Here is a 20,758-nt window from a genome sequence, read left to right on the forward strand (position 1 = left end):
ATTAACTATTCTAATATTTTATTTTTAACCGAATAACTAATATAGGTATATCTCTTTATATATATAATTAGCGGTCTTTACCCATTGTTTCCACATATGACTTTTGCTATATTTAAATAGGGATTTTTTAATTTTTAAAAAACTTATCAATGCACTGAATCGCACCAAGGGGGAACAACATGAAAAGTTTAAAAATAGGTAGCGCCTTTGTCGGCATTATCGTCGGAGCCGGATTTGCTTCTGGTCAAGAAATTTTACAGTATTTCACTAGCTTCGGCTATATGGGGACAATCGCAGCAATTCTTGCAACCGCTTTATTTGCGTATTTCGGGATGAGCTTGACGCGTCTGGGGAGCCGAATGAAAACCACTTCTCATAAAGAAGCGGTATATGGCATTAGCGGAAAAATAATTGGCAGCATCGTGGATTACATCATCATTCTCACTTTGTTTGGCGTAGGAGTCGTAATGATCGCGGGAGCCGGTTCTATCTTTTCCCAGCAATTCGATTTGCCGGCACCACTCGGCAGTACGGTCATGGTGATTCTAGTCGTCTTGACCATCATGATGAATGTCCAAAAAATTATCACCATTATTGGCAGCGTTACACCTTTCTTAATCATTGCAGTCATTGGATTAGCTGTCTACAGCTTGATGACAATGGATTCTACATTCTCGGCACTGGATCCCATTGCCAACGAACAAGCATCAACCTTGCCAAACTGGTTCCTGTCTGCCATCAACTATGTATCATTGAATATTGCACTCGGTGCCTCAATGGCTATCGTTATGGGCGGTACGGAAAAAGATGAAAAAGTGGCGGCACGCGGTGGATTTATCGGCGGGCTTATTCTCGGCGCTTTGATCATCCTGAGCCATTTGGCGATTTTCTCTAAAGTGGATATTGTGGGCAACGCAGAAATGCCATTGCTGCAAATTGCCGATGACATTTCACCTGTTCTCGGGGTCTTAATGTCGGTTATCCTTTTCGGCATGATTTACAATACGGCAGTCAGCATGCTGTTTTCGTTCTCAGCACGCTTTGTCGTAACGGGTACAAAAAAATTCCGCATATTTGTCACAATTGTCGGCATTGTTGCGTACATCTTAAGTTTTGTTGGCTTTACAGAGCTGGTAAGTCTGTTCTATCCGATTGTTGGGTACCTTGGCTTTTTCCTAGTCGGTGCGTTAATTTTTGCTGACATCCGAAAACCGCATAAAAAGAAACTTTCATAAGCGGGGTTTTCTCGCTGATATCCAAGCCGCCAAAGCCTGCTGCACTGCTTTGGCGGCTTTTTTATGGTACCGTTAATTTAGAAAAGCGGAAGGGGTCCCTTTATGAACCAGTTTATCAAAACACCTAAACAGCAAGCATTGGTCGATCAGCTGCGCACGTTAACGCCTACTTTCCTGGCACGCGAGCCAGAACTGGATGCACTCGGCTCTTTTCCTTTTGAAAACATCAAAGACCTTAAACAACTGAACTACCATACCATGACCTTGCCAAAAGAGCACGGCGGCCAAGGGTTAGGGCTGTACGAATATATATTGGCACAAGAAGCCATCGCCGAAGGATCTGGAGCGACCGCACTTTCCATCGGGTGGCACGTCGGCATTGTTCTGGAATACGCTGAAAATCGTCATTGGGATCCAAAATCTGCTGATTGGCTGATGGCAGAGATTGCAAACGGGGCGCTGATTAACACCGCAGCAACAGAAGCCAATGCAGGCAGCCCGGCTAGAGGCGCTTTGCCACAAACAACTGCTGTTGCCGATGGAAACCACTATGTTGTCACTGGTGAAAAAACCTATACGTCCATGGCTCCTGTACTCGATTATATTTTCGTGACCGCGGCAACAGAAACGGATGAAGTCATCACCCTGATCATTCCACGCCATGCTGAGGGAGTGTCGATCAACAAAACTTGGGACATGCTGGCGATGAGGGGAACGGCGAGCCACACATTGGTGCTTGATGGTGTCCGAATTCCGAAAACCCATATTTTAAAATCGTCTGGAGTCGCGGCCGCTGCGAAAGGCTGGCTCCTCCACATACCGGCTTGCTATATTGGGATCGCGGCTGCAGCCCGATCCTACGCAGTCGAATTTGCTGCAAATTACCGTCCTGCATCTCTTGACAAGCCGATTGCCGAGACACCCGCTATCCAGCAGGCCATCGGTGAGATGGAGCTGGAACTTGCTACTGCCCGCCATCTTCTATATGGTACTGTGGAACGTTATATCCACGCTGCCAACAAAGCAGAAATGGACGAAGCCTTGAATATCACCAAAATTGCCGTTACTCAAGCTGCTATGGAGATTGTTGACAAGGCTATGAAAATCGTTGGCTCACGCGCCCTTTCAGCAGACAATCCGATGCACCGGCACTATCTCAACGTCCGCGCCGGGCTCTACAACCCACCGATGGAAGACATGGTCAAAGCCCATCTGGCAGCTCAGGCAATCCAATTATTTAGCCAACACTCAAAAACAGAGGTGAAATAGACGATGGAAACCATAGTTTGGATTAATGATACCGAGATACATGCTTTAAATTTTAAAGAAGAGGTGAGCAACAAACCCAATTCTGAACAGCCCATAAGAAAAGTCTCATTTGACTTTAAAGTAACCAGTGAAGAGTATCACGACATTGCCGTGCTGCTGTATGAAATGAATTTTCAAATCCGTGTTCCAGCACAAAACCTTGAATTTGATGCCTCCATTTCCAATTATTCGACTTCGATTACTGATTTGTACAAACCAGGACAAGTCGCTGATTATTACTTGGAATTGGTTGAACAGGCATAGATGGATTCCTGTAGAGATCCTGCAAACCAATTGTACTTTCATAAGTTATGCTAAAAAGCCCGAGACCTCCTTTAGGTCTCGGGCTACAGACTGTCGAGAAACTTCTAACAAGTCGTGGATTTCCGAAGCTTACCGTTCACTTTCGGGCCCACAGGATGTGGGTCATGCAGCAGGTGCGACAGGACGTCGCGTCCCACCTGCTGCCCGGGCTCGCGTCCAAGCCTCCTCGGTCACTCCGTTCCCTGCGGGGTCTCGGCCGTCTCGCTTTCCCGCTGGAGTCGAACGGACGCTTCTCCAAACCACTTAGTAAATGTTCTCTTTTTTAACTGTAGCGGAAGGCGGCGACTCCTACGGGAACAGTGATGGAGCAAAGCGACAGAGCGACACGAGCTGGAGCCACTGGACTGAGCGCAGCGAGGGAAGCGGCAGAAGCCGGGCCCGTGGAACGCGTCCGCCTGAAGCGAAATGAATGGGTGATGCCTTTTTCAACAAGCTGAAGCCCGAGACCTCCTTTAGGTCTCGGGCTACTTTTCAGTTGCGCTTAAAGCGGCTGCCTTTTTTCTTTGTACGCAGCTTGTCCATCAGCTCTTCTGCTCGCACATTTTTCATAAAGCTTGTTTCTTCATCCAAAGTGACTGCCAGTTGACCATTTTCAGCATCAATAGTAAACCAGGAATTGATTCGGCTTCCATCTGGCAGGCAATTGGCGGGCAAAACCAATTCAAGCCCTTCGTCCTCTACTAAAATGACAGCATAGATGCCGTCTTCAATTCGATCCAAAATCCCTTTCATTGCCTTACCCTCCTACACAAGCCAGGTTCTGTTCTTGAATTGCATCCAGTGTCCCTTGGCCAATTCCTTTAATATCGAGTAATTCTTCCACGCTTTCGAATGGCCGTTGATCGATGATGGACTGTGCATAAACTTCGCCGACTCCTGTAATCTCTTGTAATTCTGCTGAAGAGGCTATGTTTAAATCAATGCACCGGTTCTCACCTTCCGTTGGCACCCCTTCCTGCTGCGTTTCCACGCGGTAGGACTTGCCATCTGTTTTTACGAGAATCGTGCCATTAACATCGGTGCCGAACACTTCGGCCCCTTCATTTTCTGCTGCAGCAATCACTTCTGCATGCGGATGGCCGTAGGAATTGTCAGCACCGGCACTGTAAATCGCTACTTCAGGAGCTACTGCCTTTAGAAAAGGCGTGCTTGTCGATGTATTGGAGCCGTGATGCCCCAAATGCAAAATTTCTGCTTCGAGATCCATGCCGCTGTCGATCATTTCCTGTTCCTCTTTAATGCCTGCGTCCCCGGTAAAAACAAAACGGACATCGCCATAGGTCATTCTTAATGATATCGACTCTTCGTTTGCAGCTCCGGTAATTTCGTCGGGATACAACACTTCAATCTCCATACTTCCCACATCAAAGCGGTCCCCGCTTCTTGGCTCCACGTAATCCGAACCGCTCGCTTCAATGGCTTGCAGCGCGTTGAGGAACGTATTGGAGCTGCTCGTATTGCCGGACATCCATACTTCTGCAACATCGAATTCACCAACCACCCGCGCCAGCTGCCCAATGTGGTCCGCATCGGGATGAGTCCCAACGACGATGTCAATATCATCGATGTTCTGTTGCTTTAAGTAATCTACTGCTTCAGTCGAATTCCAATTGCCAGTATCAATTAGCATCGTAAACCCTTCAAATTCGAGCAAGGTGGAATCTCCTTGCCCAACCTCGATGTAATGTACCGTCAAACCATCCGAATCAACTTCTTCTGCCGCAGGCTCTTCCGCTTGCGGCTGTTGTTCTGTTTCTTCATTATTGCGTTCTTCGTCCGGTTGCACAGCTATCTCCGTACAAGCTGCAAGCAGCATAAAAATTAGGATTGCCAATACGGCCCATCTGATCTTTTTCAAAAACTCACTCCTCTTTCTCCAGTGAATTTTACCATAAGCAAACCAAAATGAATAAAGCAGACTAAGGAAATTCCTTAGCCTGCCTCTATTTAGGTAGACATATAGTCCCCACCGTTCATATGCAGAAATTGGCCCGTCATATAGGAATTCTGCGGATCAGCCAGAAACACATAGGCTTTCACAAGTTCGTACGGTTGTCCCGGACGTCCTGCTGGCACATCTTCACCAAAACCTTCAGCCACATTTGGATTTAGCCCACCAAAAGTTTTGGTAATCAATGGCGTCCAGATGGGTCCGGGAGCTATGCCGTTCACAGCAATTTCTTCCCGCACCAAACGTCTGGCCAAAGACCGGGTCATGGCCACCATTGCGCCATTGGCACCTGCATAATCAATCAAGTCTGAATGGCCGCGATAAGCATTGATAGAAGCGGTATTGATAATACGCGAGCCTTTTTTCAAATGCGGCAAGGCGGCCCGCGTTAAATAAAACATCGCGAAGGCCTTGATTTCAAAGGTTTTTAGCATTTGCTCATCAGTAATGTCCAATGGTGAAGTTTGAGGATATTGATAGCCTGCGTTGTTGACCAAGATATCCACTTGGCCAAATTCCGTTAACGTGAACTGTACCAATTGGTCACAGTTTTCCGATTTCCCTAAATCTCCACTCAGCGCTTTGGCTTCGCCGCCATAGCCTTCAATTAGTTCGATGGTTTTTTGCGCACCCTCGTCATCACCCAGATGCCCAATAACCACTTTGGCACCTTCTTTAGCGTAAGCAATCGCCACTGCCTGGCCGATGCCGCTGCTGGCACCCGTAACAATGGCTACCTTGCCAGCAAGTGCCCCACTGGCTTTATAATCCTTCAAGTCCGTATTATCAAACCCCGTATCGGCCATACTTCCACCCTTTCAGTCTCTAATATAAACTGGGAATTTTCGTTAAATGCCAGACATCGTCCGAATATTGCTGGATGGTGCGATCACTTGAGAAAATGCCGGAAGCTGCGATGTTTTTGACGCACATCTCCGCCCACTTTTCCGGATGCGCATAAGCGTCCAGAATTTGTTCATGCGCTTTTGAATAACTGCGAATATCTTTCAATACAAAAAAAGGATCTCCAGCATTCAGCAGCTGTGCAACAATAAAATCGACATTTGTTTTGCCTTCTGTCCATTCCCCTTTGATCAGCTCTTCCATCAATTGCCCAAGTTCTGGATCCGATTCAATTATTTCTTTCGGATCATAAGATTTTTCTTTTTCGTATTGCATGACCTGCTCAGCACGCATGCCGAAAACAAAGGCATTTTCTTCGCCAGCCTGCTCAAATATTTCGACATTGGCACCGTCAAACGTACCGATTGTCAATGCGCCATTCATCATCAGCTTCATATTGCCTGTTCCTGAAGCTTCTTTAGAAGCTGTTGATATTTGCTCGCTGACATCTGCCGCCGGAATCAGGTACTCGGCTTGTGTCACATTGTAGTTTTCAACAAAAACAACATGAAGATGCTTTCTTGCCAAAGGGTCATTGTTTACTTTTGCAGCTACTGTATTGATCATCTTGATCACTTGCTTAGCAAAGTGGTAGCTCGGTGCTGCTTTTCCGCCAAAAAAGAAAGTCCGTGGGTATGGCCGATAGGTTGGATCCCGCTTGATTCGATCGTACAGCATTTGGATATGAAGGATATTCATCAATTGGCGCTTGTAGCCATGGAACCGTTTAATGTGAATATCAAAAATCGAATCAGGATCCACGATGACGTTTTGGTTGCGTTGAAGATGATGGATCAAGTGCTCTTTTTTTAAGCTTTTGATTGCTTGGAAGTCCTGAAGGAAGGCATGGTTTTGCGCAAAATAATGCAATTCGTTCAATCGCTCAGGTTCCTTGATCCATTGCGGACCAATCGCTTCGGTAATCAAACCGGACAATTCGCGGTTTGATTTGACAAGCCAGCGGCGATGCGAAATGCCGTTGGTTTTGTTATGGAATTTATTTGGAAACTGTTCATTTAGTTCTTTCATTTCACGTTTTTTCAAAATTTCCGTATGCAATTTTGCCACACCATTTACTTTGTAGCTTCCCACTACAGCCAGCACCGCCATTTTAATGATGCCGTTTTCGATGATAGACAATTTGTGAAGAGCTTCTTCATCGAGGTTCTGCTGCTGCAGGCTTTCTTTAAAGCGCTGGTCAATTTCTTGAATGACCATATAAATTCTTGGAAGCAAGGATTGGATCAAACGGCTGTCCCATTTCTCCATTGCTTCTTCCAGAATCGTATGATTTGTATAAGAAATAGTGCGGGTGGTGATATCCCAAGCCTGTTCCCAGTTTAAGGCATGGTCATCAATCAACAAGCGCATCAATTCCGGAACCGCCAAGGCCGGGTGCGTGTCATTGATTTGGATGGCAACATTTTCGGGAAGCTCTTCTATAGGAAAGCTGCGTTCATTTAAAATAGTCTGCAGTGATGCACTGCATAGGAAGTATTGCTGTTTCAAGCGCAGAATTTTCCCAGTATCTAGAGAATCATCCGGGTACAACCGATCTGTAATTTTGGCCGTTTCGTGCTCATAAACCGCGTAATCTTTGTGGCCTGGAAGCGGATGATCTGAAACTTCCGCTTGCCACAATCGAAGAGTATTGACGGTACCGCCATTGGCCCCAACGACCGGCATATCATAAGGCACTGCTTTGACCCACTCCGGGTTCTCTAATTTGACCTTAAGCCCGTCCTGGCCCATGACCAACTGGACATCCCCGTAATACGGAATCTCCACAGCCAGATGATCGCGGCGAACATCGACATTGTGCTTTTCCTGGATCCACTGGGTAGGCTCTTCGGTCTGGTGGCCATTCACGAAATGCTGAGTGAACAATCCGCCTTTATAGCGCAGCCCATATCCATGGCCTGGCAGCTCAAGAGAAGCCAGAGAATCTATAAAGCAGGCCGCCAATCTTCCCAGCCCACCATTGCCAAGACCAGGTTCCGTTTCGAGTTCTTCTATCTCTGACAGTTGAAGACCCAATTCATCAAGCCCTTGTTCAACCAGGTCATAGCAATCCAAATTGATCAGATTCTGCCCCAAAACACGTCCGATCAGAAACTCGATAGAAAAATAATATAGCTGTTTTTCGTTATTGTCTTTGTACAATTGATTTGTCCGGTTCCAACGGTCTTGAATACACTCCTGAGTCATTTCCCAAAGGGTTTCATAGACCAGTTCTGAAGTTCTTTCCATTCCTTTGTGTTCTATTCGAGTGACAAAGCTTTTCTTAAACGCTTCTTTGGAAGAAAACATAATTGGCACACCCCTTTAGATTATCCTTTCATAGAGTTTAGCGTATTCTGCCGCAGAGCGCGACCAGGAATAATCACCTTTCATGCCATTTTTTTTGATGGCTTCCCAGTGCTCAGGCTGCTGGTAGAAAGCCAGACAGCGAGCGAGGGCAAGCCCAAATGGCTTGCTCTTTGAAAAATCGCTTAAAAATCCATTTCCGGTCTTTAGCTGTTCATCGTATTCGGTTACCGTGTCTTTCAGGCCGCCCGTTTTATTGGCTACCGGGACGGTTCCATAACGCATCGAAATCAACTGACTCAAGCCGCAGGGCTCAAAATGAGACGGCATCAGAAAAATGTCCGCTCCTGCATACAAGAGATGGGCAAAAGCTTCATCAAAGCCTACATGAATATAGACTTTGTCAGGAAAATCGGCCGCAAGTTCGCGGAAAAACTGTTCGTATTTCTCTTCTCCCGAACCCAGCAACACAAATTGCAGGTTCTCTTCTGCCAATAAACCAGGAAGCACTTCCTGTAAAACATCAATGCCTTTTTGTCCTGCCAATCTGGAGATCATGGTTAGTAAAGGGACGTCCCCACGCTCTGGAAGTCCGGCTCTCATTTGGATTGCCCGTTTGTTGACCTGCTTCCCTTCCAAGCTCATGGCATCAAATTCCCGTTCAATAGACAAGTCGGTCGCAGGGTTGTAAACTTCGATGTCGATGCCGTTTAAAATACCAACCAAATCCTGCTCTTTTTTTTGGAGGAAGCTGTTCAATTTTTCTCCATAAAAATCTGTTAAGATTTCATTTCGGTAAGTGGGGCTGACGGTCGTCACTTTATCGACGTAGGAGATGCCCGTTTTCAATGAATTAAAATCACCTTGCCACTCCACGTTCCCATCATCATAGTGATGTGCCGCCATTTCGAAGTTTTCCATAAAGTCCTGTTTTGAGAACTTCCCTTGGAATTGCAGATTATGAATCGTCAAAACCGTTTTTATTGCTTTAATCGCTGCATACCGCTCATCTTCCTTCAATAGGAATGGCGTCATCGCGGTATGCCAATCGTGCACATGGAGCAAATCTGCCGGCTGTTTCTGACGCAAAATAATTTCCAGCACCGAACGGTTAAAAAAAGCATATCGCTCTATTTCATTTTCTGCTCGATAGATCTGGTCACCTTTAAAATAACGATCGTTTTCTACAAACAGGAATTTCACACCTGCGTTCTCATATTCGAAAATCCTAAACTCTATTTGCTGTCCTTTAAAATCGAACGTCACCAATTCTTTCGCAACGAATTCAGCGGCATATTCTTCTTCAATTAAACTGTATTTAGGGACGATGACATTGACTTCATGGCCTAATCTTGTAAGCTCTTTCGGCAGCGCACCCATGACATCCGCCAGTCCACCGGCTTTAGCAAAAGGCGCGCATTCTGCTGCTGCCATAATGATTTTCATCGCATGTCCTCCTTAGTGACCTTTTCCCCTTTGCGCAATACAATCGGCTGTTCCGCAGTTCCGTGCAAAACGACCCCTTCACCGATATAAACGTCTTTGTCTGCAATGACATAAGACAAATCACAATTTTCTTCAATAACGCATTTTTGCATAATGATGCACTTCTCGATACGCGCGCTTTTTTTAATATAGACGGCACGGCTAATGATGCTGTCCCTCACTTCGCCCATAATCGTGCTGCCATTTGCGACAAGCGCACGCTCTACATGAGAGCCATTGACGTATCGTGTCGGCGGTTCGTCTTTTACCTTTGTATAAATCGGACAATTCGGCAAAAAGAGCTGTTTTCTATTTTCTTCGTCCAATAACGCAAGTGACGCCTGAAAATAACTTTGAACAGAATCAATAATTGCAAAATAACCTTTGTATTCGTATTCGTTAAATGTATAAGGACTCTTCTTCAAATTAACTACATCTTCGACACTCACTACTTTTTTATCGCGGTGGGTCTGAATCAGTTCAATCAGTAGTTCTTTAGACAAAATATAAGTTTTTAAAGAAACACCATCACTTACAGCTTCTGTAATATCTGCTCCTGAGCGAATATGCTGTTCCAGCATGTCCTTGAAATTCAATTGGCTGACAATAAAACTATTAACCACAACTGCATAAGGCTGAGTGCTCTTCGTGAAAAACTGCATATGCTCTTCTAAGGCCGCAAATGCTCCTACACTTGATATGCCGCCATCTCGCTGTGTAACGGGAAGGAAAAAGAGACCATTTTTTCTTCTGTCCAAATCCCAGCTCTTGCCGACGCCAATATGATCCAGCAAGGAGGCAAAAGGATACGTAGGAAATACACCAACCGTATTCACTCCGGCATTTACAAGATTCGATAGCGGAAAGTCGATTAACCGATAGCGTCCCGCAAATGGCACAGAAGAAACAGTCCGCTGCATGGTCAGATCCTGCAGCCCTTCTTTTTTAACAGAGGCGTCCACTACTGCCATTAAGTTCATTTTTCGCCACGCTCCTTCCACTCATCCAATTGCTCTTGAGTCAATAAAACCACTTCGTCTTTCTGGTTCGATACTTCAAATCCTGCTGGCACATCAAATCCAGGCGGCACAATTGCTCGATGAAGCTTGACGTTTTTCCCAATTGTCACTCCGCTCATGACCACACTTTCCGAAAGTGAAGCACCTTCTTCAACCTTTACTTTTTGAAAAATAACCGATTTTGAAACTTCACCAGAGATGATGCACCCCTCATTTACCATGGAGCCTTGAACATTTCCAGTTTCCGTAATGACTTGCGGGGGGAGCTGCGGATTTGAAGAAAAAATACGCCAGCCTGGATCATGCAGGTTCAGTCCGGAATTCAAGTCCAATAAATCCATATTTGCTTCCCATAGGCTTTCGACGGTTCCAACATCTTTCCAATAGCCTTTAAATGGATAGGCAATCATCTTTTCGCCTTTTTGTAGCATAGCAGGCAGAATATCCTTTCCGAAGTCATGGGAAGATGATTCATCAACATTATCTGTCTCCAAATACTCTTTCAACTTTTCCCATTTGAACACATAAACTCCCATGGAAGCCAGGTTGCTTTTTGGATTTTCGGGCTTCTCGTCAAATTCCTTCACGTCCATTTGATCGTTGACGTTAATGACTCCAAATCGGCTGGCTTCCTCCCATGGGACTTCCAAAACGGAAATTGTCACATCCGCATCACGCTCTTTATGGTAATCGACCAATAATTCATAATCCATTTTGTAAATATGGTCTCCTGAAAGAATCAGCACATATTCCGGATCACAGGATTGAAGAAAACTGATGTTTTGATAAATCGCACTGGCTGTTCCGGCATACCATTTGATGCCGTCAATTTCTGCATAAGGCGGAAGCATGGTGACGCCGCCATTGTGGCGATCCAAATCCCACGGAGTGCCCAATCCAATATACTCATGCAAAACATGGGGCTGGTACTGCGTCAAAACACCGACGGTTTCAATGCCTGAATTTGTGCAATTTGATAGTGGAAAATCGATGATTCGATATTTTCCGCCAAACGGAAGTGCGGGTTTGGCTATGGTATAAGTTAATGACTTCAACCGGCTTCCTTGTCCGCCGGCCAATAGCATTGCGACTACTTTATCGTTCATCATGCTTCACTCCCATCCTGTTTTTGTTTCCATATGCTAAGCGTAAATGCAGGTAAATCCATTTCCACGGAATATGGCAGGTCATCGTATGGATCGTCTAACGTTCCAACAATATCTCCTTGGCCATCGTTTCCTGTTGTAAAAATTTTTTCATATTTTGTGTTTTTCGGAACACCCAGCTTAAATTTTTCATAACGATGGCTCGAAAAATTGCAGACAATAATGCGCTCATCCTCCGGCATGTACCCTCTTCGAATGAAAGCCGCAACACTTTGCTCATTATTATCTGCATCAATCCAGGAAAAGCCGTCTGGATGGTCATCTAATTCAAAAAATGCTTTTTCCGTTTTGTAAAAATCCAGCAGCTCTCTTGTATAATCAGCCATCTTCTTATGTTCTTCTGCTTCCAATGAAGCCCAGTCCAACTCTGGTTTAAATTCCCATTCTTCAAAATGGCCAAATTCCTGGCCCATGAACAATAATTTTTTGCCGGGATGAGCAATCCAGAATCCGAGGAGCAGCCGCAATTGAAGAAAGCGTTCATCCAGCGTTCCTGGAAGTTTGTTTAGCAGTGAACCTCTTCCATTCACCACTTCATCATGTGACAATGCCAGAAGATAGCGCTCCTCGTACTGGTAGACGAGAGAGAAATTCATTTTTTGATGTGCTTCAGAACGTTCGGAAGGCTGGATTTCCATGTAATCCAAGGTGTCGCGCATCCACCCAAAATTCCATTTATAGTGAAAGCCGACTCCCCCTTCAGAAACCTCATGGGTTACTTTTGGATAATGCCAGGCATCTTCGGCAATCAATAAGGTTTCCGGATAAAACTCCCTTAAACTATTCGTCAGTTTCCGTAAAAAATCGGTGCCTTCTTGGTTATGTGGACGCTCTTTTCTGTTTGGAATGAACAACAAACAAACCAGTGCATCCATCCGGAAACCATCAAACTTAAACTCCTTTAGCCAATAATGGGCGCTGGACATCAGAAAACTGACAACTTCTCCTTTTTGAATATCAAAGTTCAAAGTTCCCCAGTCAGGATTGGCACGCCGCTCTTCACGCCCATCCTCGTACAAGAGACTGCCATTAAATAGAGCCAACGCATGTTCATCGACACAGAAATGGCCAGGGACCCAATCCAGAATCAACCCAATTTTATTTTCTGCACATTGTGCGATAAAGTATTTTAAATCATCCGCTGTGCCATAACGGCTGGTTGCCGCAAAGTAGCCAGTAGTTTGGTATCCCCAAGATTCATCCAATGGATGCTCTGTAATGGGCATAATTTCTATATGGGTAAAACCCATATCCAAAATATACGGAATCAGTACTGAAGCCAGTTCACGGTAGTTTAAAAAACCGCCATGTTCGTTGCGCTTCCACGTTCCGATATGTAATTCGTAAATTGCCATCGGTTTTTCGCGGTGATCGTTGTTTTGAATTTTCTTTTGCTGCAAAACGGCTTTCGTCCACGTATGCTTGGAGGGTGCGGCCACTACCGATTTTGTTTTTGGCCTCGTCTCTCCTTCAAGTGCATAAGGATCTGACTTTCGTAACTGCTTGCCATCCGTCGTTTCGATAAAGTATTCATATGAATAACCAGTCATGTTAAGAGGAGTCTGGGTATGCCAGACTGTTGCATCCAATGGGTGTTGCTCCATTTGAAAAATCTCTTCTTCAAGACTTTCAGGACCTGTACAAGCTACCGCTACCTTGGCCACATCCGGAACCCAAAGCGTAAATCTTGTTTCATCTGCAGTTGCATGTGCTCCAAAATATAGATAAGCATCTTTCATCAGCCCAGCATGGAAAGAATCCAGCAGTTCCTGAGTAAGACGGCTTTGTAGGTCATTCATGTTCACACCTCCACATTTTTTACAGTTTCGCGTCTTCTGTTAATTCTACGCAAGCGCTGCAAATTCCTTGTTATAATAGATAATTGTTCAAAAATTTAGATAAATTGAGACGTGTGTACACTTTCTGTTCGAAATGTTTACACATTTCTTTTCTCCTATACCCTTGTTTGAAGAAAGAATATCCTCTACTCTTAGAAAGATAGCTGTTTTATTGAAAGAGAGGCTTAAATTTGTGCGAAAATATAGAGCATTATTGCTGGCTGTTTTCTTTAGCTTTTTTTTAGCTGCATGCAACCAAGGCATTGAAGACCCGCTCGAGTGGGAACTAGAAGAATTTACTTTCACCAATCATAATAACGAAGATTTTGGCCTGGCTGACTTAGAAGGCGAAGTTTGGCTTGCTGATTTTGTGTTTACTAACTGCACCACAGTCTGCCTCCCAATGATGGCCAATATGACAGACTTGCAGACACAACTGGAAGCTGGAGGATTGGATGTCCAAATTGTCTCTTTTAGTGTAGATCCAGCGTTTGATAAGCCCGAAATTTTGAAATCCTATGCGGAAAATTACGGTGCTGATTTATCCAGCTGGAACTTGCTGACTGGCTATACACCTCAAGAAATCGATGAGTTTGCCATGGATAATTTTGAGACGTTAGCAAGAAAACCTGAAAATGATGATCAAGTCATTCACGGCACTTACTTTTATCTGATCGATCAGGAAGGTGTCATCATGAAATCATATGACGGATTAAATCCACCGGTTGAAGAGATTTTAGCGGATGCGGAAATCCTATTGGCGGAGGAATAGCAGATGAAACAGAAGAAAATTTGGATGATTGTGGCCTTTCTTGCTGCTGCCGTGTTGCTTGTACTGTTTTTCATTCCCCGTGAAAATGTTCCGGCACCAGAAAGCCGCGTGATTCTGGAACATTCGTTTAGAACGTATATCGCACCATCCTGTTTCGAACAGGCAGATGCCACGAACTTCCTGGAAGAATCGACCTTGGAGGCAGCCCAAGAACTCAACTATCCTCCACATTCCCCCTGCACCGAAAAAGCATTTGCCGGCAATCAGGACAGCGGGTTTATCCAACTGCTGAAAGAATTGGGCATTATGGAAAAAGAATCAACGGATTGGTAATAAAAAACAGCCAGAGAAGAAATTCTCTGGCTGTTTTCCGTTATTCACTTCACTTAATGACCTTGACGCAAACTGGAGCGGTGGTCTGTACGGTATTTTCAACAGTACAAGGAGCACCTGAATCGACGATTTTTAAAACTGCGAGTGTGTGTGAATTTTCATTCGCCACTACCATCCAAACATTTCCGGGAATTAAAGCAAAGTGTCTCGGTCCTTCCCCTCCTGAACCGGTCAGTCCGATGTTTTCCAAGGTCCCATTTTCTTGAATGGCAAACGATGCAATGCTGTCATGTCCGCGGTTGGATGCATAGACAAAAAGGCCATCGCTTGAAACAGCAATTTCTGCGCTGGTATTTTTTCCAGTATAGCCGTCAGGTATTAGGGGCAGCAGCTGCAAAAATTCCAATTGCCCTTCCCCGTTGATCTTGTAAACCAACAGCGTGGAATTAATCTCGTTTAAGGAATAAACAAAAGGTTTGTTGGGGTGAAAGCTTAAATGACGCGGACCCGCCCCTGCTTCTGTTTGCACTTTGTATTTTAACGTTAATGCCCCCGTATCAGCGTTCAGTTTATAAGTGGTGATCGTATCTGTTCCCAAATCCGATACAAGAAACAGGTTTTTCCCCGGAACTTGTATAATGGAGTGCGGATGAGCGGCATCTTGTCTTTCTGCATTCGGTCCGGACCCTTCGTGTTTCACTGAAGCAGCCAATTCGCCTATCGCTCCATTTGTATGGAGAGGATAAACATTAACAGTCGCGCCCGAATATGTAACAGCTAGCAGCCATTGCCCAGTTTCATCGATGGTGACATGAGCTGGATGATCGCCATTTGAGCTTTGGCGATTGATCTCCACTATTTTTTGTGCTGCTGGATAGATCCAATAACTGACAAGTTCGCCATTGCCCACTTCACTGGTAGCAACAAAACTCGTGCCAGTTGGATGGACAGCGATAAAAGAAGGACGTTCGATTCCCGATATCCCCATTACTTCTGTCAATTCTCCTGCAGTATCTTCAAATTCCCAAAGTTTGATGCCTGGTTCTGTTTCTGACGAATACGATCCTGTTAGCAGGTAGCTGGATGCCATCAAATTTCTCCTTGATTTCGAATGCAAAACAAGCGTTTCCGCTCCTAGCAGGGTAGGGCCTGAACACAATTTCTTCGTCCAGTTTTAATTTTTTAAATTTCCGTGAGTTTCTGAAGCAAATGAGTTAAAGTAAGCAATGAAACCCGACCATTCTATTATACGAGAAAGAAGGTTATCCATGAGAAATTTCGGTTTATCCATCAGGGAAAAAAGCATTGTGTGCATCGGATTTATGGGAGTCGGAAAAACAACCGTTGGAAAATTGCTTGCCCAAAAGCTTTACCGCAATTTTGTAGACATTGATGTGGAGATCGAAAAAGAATTTGCCATGCCGATTCCGCAAATTTTCGAAACTTATGGGGAGCAAACCTTTCGTGCCAAAGAAAAAGAATTGATTTTACACTATAGCCAACAACCGCTGAACATCATTTCTGTCGGCGGTGGTGCTTTTTTGCAAAAAGAAATACAGGACATCTGCATGGCCAATTGCATCGTCCTGTTTCTCGATATTTCGTGGGAATCGTGGAAAGATCGCATTCATATTCTCGTTGATAACCGGCCTTTGTTGCAAAAGCGCTCTCTTGAAGACATGAAAACGCTGTTTCTCGAACGGCAATCTATCTACTCAGTAAACCATTCCAAGCTCCAAGTGGATAATTTCAAAGCAGAAGAAGCCGCTGAATATTTGGCAGACGCCTTAAAATTATCCTGGGAAATCCACGCACCCCAGTCAAATTAAAACAGAAACTCCGCCATCTCTACATGGCGGTTTTTTTCATGTTCTATTCTGCAGATGCGGCTGGGTCCTCGAGATCATAAGTCATTCCAGCTAGGCGGCAAAGAACACCGCCTTTCCGGCACGCCTTATGCTTGTCGGGCCTAAACAGCCGCATCCGCTTTTTTAAGAGTATTGTGCCTTTGCCAGGTCAAACAATCCGGCTCTTTTTAAATAATGTTCAGGTGCCAGGAATGTGATGGTCACTACTCCAGGATGTCGCCCAATTTCAATTGATCCCGTTATCGTAGCCCGATTCATAATTTCCGGCACGGTAACATCAAAAAGATCGGCTGCTCGCTGCAAGCCATTTTCTGTCGCATCATTCAACGTCGGCCCAGTCCCCACGAAAGAAATTGGCAACGATTCCTCCAGCTTGTCTATCTTCCATTTTTCCGCAAGCTGACGGGCTGTCTCTCGCTCTTTTTGTGTAAAAGGTTTAGCAGTATAAGGCAGATCTTCCACATTTGGCAGCAAAATCGGTCCTGCGTTATTTAGCCCTTTGACAACATGAACCTCCAAGTGAACGATTCCAGAAACGTCCGAAGTATGTCCGGCAATTTCTCCATCTCCCTGCATGGCGTGCATATCACCAAGGTAAATACCGCCTCCCGGTACTTTTACCGGACAAATCAATATTGCTCCGTCACGGACACGGCTAATGTCCATATGGCCATCTGTTCGGTGCGTCTCCAACTCTTCCTGCGTACTCGCATATTCATGTGGAGCCCCAACAAGAAATGAACCAAAATCCCCGGCGTTGTGTGAATCAGGGGTCGGACGGGAAGGCGTTGTTCCCAGCTGCCCCAAAAATGGCCGCATGCGCGCGATGGTTCCAACCAAATCATGAGGAGCAAACGTCACAATCGGATTTTGCACAGAATTCTCAGGTGTTTTCATATAACCACGGCCATCTTCGGCAATCGTTTCAGCTGCTTCTTTCGACAACGTGATTCCTACATCACCTTTTTCTCCGAAAAACATCGTGTAGCCATTTGTAAAAACAAATGGTGTAACATCCGCATCGCATTTGGCACAGCGGATCGCTTCGCTGCCAACGCCTTTAATAACCGTATCCGGATACATCGTTCCACATCCCGGGCATTTTACCGCGATAAAAGGATCTCCAAGAAAACGGCCTTCCACTGGACTGTCATTTCCTGAAGCAGTAGCATGAGACGTGACTTCGACTGACTTGATCTTAATGACAATTGCATCCCCTGGTTCTGCACCTTCGACATAAACTGGCTGTGTCACTTCATGCCCGCCACGTATACAAGGCGTAATCATTGGTCCCCAGCATCCGGGGGCTGTATGGGCAATGATATGGCCGCCGTCTTTTATCGGCCCAAGCATTTCTTTTCCAGGATCCAAGACACCATCGACATACCGATTAACCAACAAAGTCTCCACTGCTGTTTTCGTCTGGACTTTTTTTTCCACTTTTTTTTCCTCCCTTATTTTAATATTCAGTTTTTTAAAATTATACGCTATGGGTTGTAAGCTTTCAATTTTCCGCTTTATATTTCCATAGAAAAAACGCATGAGAGTCTTTTGAGACTTGCATGCGTTTCGAGAACTTATTCATAAATGAATTGCCGTTTGGATGAATAATTGAACCATAATGTAAAAAGCGACAGCAAACTTCAAATTGAATTGAAGGCCGTTGCGGATGCCGCTCAATCCATTGACACTGCTCAAAATAATAACCGGCATGACAAAAGGCGATAAAATGATGGAGATAACGCTTCCTGAAGTTACCGCGAGCACTACCAATTCTGGCGGATACGGGAAAGGAATTGCTTCTAACACTCCCGTCACCAATACTATGACTGGCAGCGGACCTAAACCGATAAATCCCAAGAAAATAACAATGAATGGGACCAGGAACAGAACATTCAGTACAGGAATAATACTCGTCAAATAGTTCATGCCACCGATTACATAGTCACCTACATTCGACTGATTCAGTGCATAAATCAATAATCCCGCAGCAACTAAAATGCTAAACTGCTGCGCTTGTTTAGCAATGCCAGTAGACAAGTAGTAGCGGGCTTCCACCGCAAAACTGGAAGGTTTTCTTTTGATCAAAAAATACATTAGGGTCCACCCAAGAATCACCAATGGAATGGTCAACAAAAATTCCAAGCCGGTCACTTCGTGCACAAAGAAAATGGTCCCAAACAACGAAATAAACAGAAAGACAAATTCCGCGACGTCTTTGTTCCATTTCCCTTGATTGCGTGAATTCTTCATGGCTTTATCGATTTCCTGTTTCAAGACATAGGTAAAATCCACACCGTATTTCTTTTCCTGAAAATAAGAGAAAATAACCGACAAAATCGTACCCGCGAAAGCGAAAGCGAATCCGAGCGCCATCGATTTCCAAAGAGTTGCTTCCAGCGCTTCCACTGCGAAGATAAAGCTGGGAATGCTGATGACCCATAAGGTAGATAATCCAAAGCCACGCAAAATAGCTGTGCCCTTAAAGTTTTCCCACGCCTCATCTTTATGCTCTTTTAAAAATGTATCGATAAAGCGATACATCATCGGCACCACCCCAAAGAGAAGAAAATGGGAAATCACTTGCGTCATTGCCATCAGACCAAAATAGAATTTTTGGCTCTGATTTAGTAAATTATGCGCAAAACTCATAATCTCTTCTATATAAGGCTCTTCTTTCAAAACCCAGCTGATCATTGGTACAATCAACAGCAGACCAATCAGGCTTCTCATCTGCTGCAATCCTTCGACGATGTCCATCTCAAAGGAATTGCTTGTGAAAAACAGCACAGCTAATGCCGTAACTACTAAAAAGAGTTGGAGTTGAATTTTTTTAAACGGCAGCAAGAGCAGAGCCGACAATAAGAGGAGCACACCTAAAATTGGAAGAAGCATGGTTAATAGAACACTCTCAAAAAAGTAGGTGATAAAATGCACGAAGGCATATGCTGAAACGGAAAAAATAAATCCCTGAGCAGCTTTTTGTTTCATTTCATCCCCCCTAGTTTCGCCATCATCTTTCCTATTCTACACCTTTTACAAGGGACATCTTTCGAATCCCGCGAATTCCTCTGGGATTCAACTTGACGACTTGAGGTGGCGGCAATTTCACAGCTGCACTCAAAGATTTTTTGTTTTCAGTTAATATGTGATATGCTCTGAGGTAACAATGATCGTATTTCATTGAGCAGACATTTCCCTTGGATAAAAGGCTTGCCATATTAATATCGTGTTCTCATAGTATAGGAGGAAATAAACGTGGGTGTAACAAGAAGCTTCTTCATTGCCTTATCTAAAAATCAAGTGCTGAACAGCGGCGCTAAAAGATGGGGTTTGAAACTCGGCGCCGGGAAAGTGGTGGCCGGAACTGACATCAAAAGTATGATGCAGTCAGTCAAGGAACTTAATGCGGATGGAATTAGTGCTACAATCGATAATTTGGGCGAATTTGTTCAGACTAGAGAAGAAGCAACGCATGCCAAAGAAGCTATCCTGGAAACACTCGAAGCGATTCAAGTTCATGGTGTAAATGCACACATGTCCATCAAATTGACCCAAATCGGTCTAGATGTTGACTTTTCTTTTTGCCTGAAAAACATTCAGGAAATTGTCGCAGCAGCTGCCAATTATGATATTTTCATTAACTTGGATATGGAAGATTATGATCATCTGCAGCAAACACTGGACATCCTAGACGTCTTGCTGAAAGAATACGATAATGTCGGAACTGTCATCCAAGCCTATTTGTACCGAGCTGAAAAAGACGTGGAAAATCTCAAAAATGTTCGCCTTCGCCTTGTAAAAGGTGCTTACAAAGAAAGCCCGGAAGTTTCTCTTCAGGAGAAAAAAGAGATTGATGAAAATTATTTGAAGCTCATCAAAATCCACCTTCAAGCTCCCGGATACACATCAATCGCAACGCATGATCATCATATTATTGAACAAGTAAAAACATTTGTAACAGAAAAAGAGATTCCGCTGCATAGCTTTGAGTTTCAGATGCTCTATGGCTTTCGTACCGAAATGCAAAAGGATCTGGCAAAAGAGGGGTTTGCGTTCACGACTTACGTGCCCTTTGGCCAAGACTGGTATGCCTACTATATGAGAAGACTGGCTGAGAGACCTCAAAATATCAATTTGGCCTTGAAAAGTTTTGTCTCTAAATAGAAAAAAAGCCCCTTCAGAAATTTTCTGAAAGGGCTCTTTTTCTATCAATTCGGTTAAACAAATGCTGGTAGAAAAACTATTA

Annotated in this window: 19 protein-coding genes; 8 read left to right on the forward strand and 11 right to left on the reverse strand. The window is 44.5% G+C overall.

Annotated elements, in window-relative coordinates; all coding sequences use genetic code 11:
- Positions 1 to 179: 179 nt before the first annotated feature.
- The 4 genes from AC4EG4_RS13745 to AC4EG4_RS13760 all read left to right on the forward strand — a co-directional run bounded on the left by AC4EG4_RS13745 (position 180) and on the right by AC4EG4_RS13760 (position 3,304).
- A complete protein-coding gene (locus tag AC4EG4_RS13745; protein ID WP_490988127.1) occupies positions 180 to 1,235 on the forward strand; it encodes a YkvI family membrane protein in 1,056 nt (351 codons plus the stop codon).
- A 102-nt stretch (positions 1,236 to 1,337) separates the two neighbouring features.
- A complete protein-coding gene (locus tag AC4EG4_RS13750; protein ID WP_490988128.1) occupies positions 1,338 to 2,504 on the forward strand; it encodes an acyl-CoA dehydrogenase family protein in 1,167 nt (388 codons plus the stop codon).
- A 3-nt stretch (positions 2,505 to 2,507) separates the two neighbouring features.
- Positions 2,508 to 2,807: a DUF3219 family protein gene (locus AC4EG4_RS13755; RefSeq protein ID WP_490979547.1), complete on the forward strand. Its 300-nt coding sequence runs from the start codon at positions 2,508 to 2,510 to the stop codon at positions 2,805 to 2,807.
- Positions 2,808 to 3,169: 362 nt separating this feature from the next.
- Positions 3,170 to 3,304 carry a hypothetical protein gene (locus AC4EG4_RS13760; RefSeq protein WP_490988129.1) on the forward strand — a complete coding sequence of 45 codons (135 nt, stop codon included), beginning with the start codon at positions 3,170 to 3,172 and terminating at the stop codon, positions 3,302 to 3,304.
- A gap of 34 nt (positions 3,305 to 3,338) precedes the next feature.
- Here AC4EG4_RS13760 and AC4EG4_RS13765 read toward each other — a convergent pair whose 3' ends face one another.
- The 8 genes from AC4EG4_RS13765 to glgB form a co-directional block, all read right to left on the reverse strand.
- A complete protein-coding gene (locus AC4EG4_RS13765; RefSeq protein WP_490979546.1) occupies positions 3,339 to 3,599 on the reverse strand; it encodes a DUF3006 domain-containing protein in 261 nt (86 codons plus the stop codon).
- A gap of 4 nt (positions 3,600 to 3,603) precedes the next feature.
- Positions 3,604 to 4,725, reverse strand: a complete 1,122-nt coding sequence (locus AC4EG4_RS13770; protein WP_490988130.1) for an MBL fold metallo-hydrolase — start codon at positions 4,723 to 4,725, stop codon at positions 3,604 to 3,606.
- Between the two features lie 89 nt (positions 4,726 to 4,814).
- Positions 4,815 to 5,624 (reverse strand): SDR family oxidoreductase, encoded by an 810-nt coding sequence (locus AC4EG4_RS13775; RefSeq protein WP_490979544.1) that lies wholly within the window; start codon positions 5,622 to 5,624, stop codon positions 4,815 to 4,817.
- 19 nt (positions 5,625 to 5,643) lie between these two features.
- A complete protein-coding gene (glgP, locus tag AC4EG4_RS13780; RefSeq protein WP_490988131.1) occupies positions 5,644 to 8,031 on the reverse strand; it encodes a glycogen/starch/alpha-glucan family phosphorylase in 2,388 nt (795 codons plus the stop codon).
- Positions 8,032 to 8,046: 15 nt separating this feature from the next.
- On the reverse strand, positions 8,047 to 9,474 hold the full coding sequence (locus AC4EG4_RS13785; protein WP_490988132.1) for a glycogen synthase: 1,428 nt from the start codon (positions 9,472 to 9,474) through the stop codon (positions 8,047 to 8,049).
- Positions 9,471 to 10,493 (reverse strand): GlgC family sugar phosphate nucleotidyltransferase, encoded by a 1,023-nt coding sequence (locus AC4EG4_RS13790; RefSeq protein ID WP_490979541.1) that lies wholly within the window; start codon positions 10,491 to 10,493, stop codon positions 9,471 to 9,473. The genes AC4EG4_RS13785 and AC4EG4_RS13790 overlap by 4 nt, the downstream gene beginning before the upstream one ends.
- Complete coding sequence (locus AC4EG4_RS13795) at positions 10,490 to 11,641, reverse strand: glucose-1-phosphate adenylyltransferase (protein ID WP_490979540.1); 1,152 nt, start codon at positions 11,639 to 11,641, stop codon at positions 10,490 to 10,492. The genes AC4EG4_RS13790 and AC4EG4_RS13795 overlap by 4 nt, the downstream gene beginning before the upstream one ends.
- The gene (gene glgB / locus AC4EG4_RS13800) at positions 11,638 to 13,497 is read right to left on the reverse strand and encodes a 1,4-alpha-glucan branching protein GlgB (protein ID WP_490988133.1); all 1,860 of its coding nucleotides are present in this window, start codon (positions 13,495 to 13,497) and stop codon (positions 11,638 to 11,640) included. Before glgB ends, AC4EG4_RS13795 begins: the two co-directional genes overlap by 4 nt.
- A gap of 232 nt (positions 13,498 to 13,729) precedes the next feature.
- Here glgB and AC4EG4_RS13805 point away from each other — a divergent pair, with 232 nt between their 5' ends.
- The gene (locus AC4EG4_RS13805; RefSeq protein WP_490988134.1) at positions 13,730 to 14,308 is read left to right on the forward strand and encodes an SCO family protein; all 579 of its coding nucleotides are present in this window, start codon (positions 13,730 to 13,732) and stop codon (positions 14,306 to 14,308) included.
- Between the two features lie 3 nt (positions 14,309 to 14,311).
- Positions 14,312 to 14,641, forward strand: coding sequence for a hypothetical protein (locus tag AC4EG4_RS13810; RefSeq protein ID WP_490979537.1), 330 nt, complete (start codon positions 14,312 to 14,314; stop codon positions 14,639 to 14,641).
- A 49-nt stretch (positions 14,642 to 14,690) separates the two neighbouring features.
- Here AC4EG4_RS13810 and AC4EG4_RS13815 read toward each other — a convergent pair whose 3' ends face one another.
- Entirely contained in the window at positions 14,691 to 15,731 is a 1,041-nt protein-coding gene (locus AC4EG4_RS13815) for a lactonase family protein (RefSeq protein WP_490988135.1), read from the reverse strand.
- A gap of 178 nt (positions 15,732 to 15,909) precedes the next feature.
- Here AC4EG4_RS13815 and AC4EG4_RS13820 point away from each other — a divergent pair, with 178 nt between their 5' ends.
- Positions 15,910 to 16,470, forward strand: coding sequence for a shikimate kinase (locus AC4EG4_RS13820; RefSeq protein ID WP_490988136.1), 561 nt, complete (start codon positions 15,910 to 15,912; stop codon positions 16,468 to 16,470).
- 162 nt (positions 16,471 to 16,632) lie between these two features.
- Here the strand turns inward: AC4EG4_RS13820 and AC4EG4_RS13825 are convergent, their stop codons facing one another.
- Both AC4EG4_RS13825 and AC4EG4_RS13830 read right to left on the reverse strand, forming a co-directional pair.
- Positions 16,633 to 17,949 (reverse strand): acetamidase/formamidase family protein, encoded by a 1,317-nt coding sequence (locus AC4EG4_RS13825; RefSeq protein ID WP_490979534.1) that lies wholly within the window; start codon positions 17,947 to 17,949, stop codon positions 16,633 to 16,635.
- A gap of 141 nt (positions 17,950 to 18,090) precedes the next feature.
- Positions 18,091 to 19,500 carry a hypothetical protein gene (locus AC4EG4_RS13830; RefSeq protein ID WP_490988137.1) on the reverse strand — a complete coding sequence of 470 codons (1,410 nt, stop codon included), beginning with the start codon at positions 19,498 to 19,500 and terminating at the stop codon, positions 18,091 to 18,093.
- Positions 19,501 to 19,767: 267 nt separating this feature from the next.
- Between AC4EG4_RS13830 and AC4EG4_RS13835 the strand changes: the two genes are divergently transcribed.
- Positions 19,768 to 20,676, forward strand: a complete 909-nt coding sequence (locus AC4EG4_RS13835) for a proline dehydrogenase family protein (protein WP_490988138.1) — start codon at positions 19,768 to 19,770, stop codon at positions 20,674 to 20,676.
- The last annotated feature ends 82 nt before the right edge of the window (positions 20,677 to 20,758 follow it).

This window comes from Planococcus sp. TJ-201, assembly GCF_058268495.1.

What these genes read in the sequence shown, in the direction of transcription:
- AC4EG4_RS13745 (WP_490988127.1), top strand. Translation starts at nt 180, where the DNA reads ATGAAAAGTTTAAAAATAGGTAGCGCCTTTGTCGGCATTATCGTCGGA.
- AC4EG4_RS13750 (WP_490988128.1), top strand. Translation starts at nt 1,338, where the DNA reads ATGAACCAGTTTATCAAAACACCTAAACAGCAAGCATTGGTCGATCAG.
- AC4EG4_RS13755 (WP_490979547.1), top strand. Translation starts at nt 2,508, where the DNA reads ATGGAAACCATAGTTTGGATTAATGATACCGAGATACATGCTTTAAAT.
- AC4EG4_RS13760 (WP_490988129.1), top strand. Translation starts at nt 3,170, where the DNA reads ATGGAGCAAAGCGACAGAGCGACACGAGCTGGAGCCACTGGACTGAGC.
- AC4EG4_RS13765 (WP_490979546.1), bottom strand. Translation starts at nt 3,599, where the DNA reads ATGAAAGGGATTTTGGATCGAATTGAAGACGGCATCTATGCTGTCATT.
- AC4EG4_RS13775 (WP_490979544.1), bottom strand. Translation starts at nt 5,624, where the DNA reads ATGGCCGATACGGGGTTTGATAATACGGACTTGAAGGATTATAAAGCC.
- glgP (WP_490988131.1), bottom strand. Translation starts at nt 8,031, where the DNA reads ATGTTTTCTTCCAAAGAAGCGTTTAAGAAAAGCTTTGTCACTCGAATA.
- AC4EG4_RS13785 (WP_490988132.1), bottom strand. Translation starts at nt 9,474, where the DNA reads ATGAAAATCATTATGGCAGCAGCAGAATGCGCGCCTTTTGCTAAAGCC.
- AC4EG4_RS13790 (WP_490979541.1), bottom strand. Translation starts at nt 10,493, where the DNA reads ATGAACTTAATGGCAGTAGTGGACGCCTCTGTTAAAAAAGAAGGGCTG.
- AC4EG4_RS13795 (WP_490979540.1), bottom strand. Translation starts at nt 11,641, where the DNA reads ATGATGAACGATAAAGTAGTCGCAATGCTATTGGCCGGCGGACAAGGA.
- glgB (WP_490988133.1), bottom strand. Translation starts at nt 13,497, where the DNA reads ATGAATGACCTACAAAGCCGTCTTACTCAGGAACTGCTGGATTCTTTC.
- AC4EG4_RS13810 (WP_490979537.1), top strand. Translation starts at nt 14,312, where the DNA reads ATGAAACAGAAGAAAATTTGGATGATTGTGGCCTTTCTTGCTGCTGCC.
- AC4EG4_RS13815 (WP_490988135.1), bottom strand. Translation starts at nt 15,731, where the DNA reads ATGGCATCCAGCTACCTGCTAACAGGATCGTATTCGTCAGAAACAGAA.
- AC4EG4_RS13820 (WP_490988136.1), top strand. Translation starts at nt 15,910, where the DNA reads ATGAGAAATTTCGGTTTATCCATCAGGGAAAAAAGCATTGTGTGCATC.
- AC4EG4_RS13830 (WP_490988137.1), bottom strand. Translation starts at nt 19,500, where the DNA reads ATGAAACAAAAAGCTGCTCAGGGATTTATTTTTTCCGTTTCAGCATAT.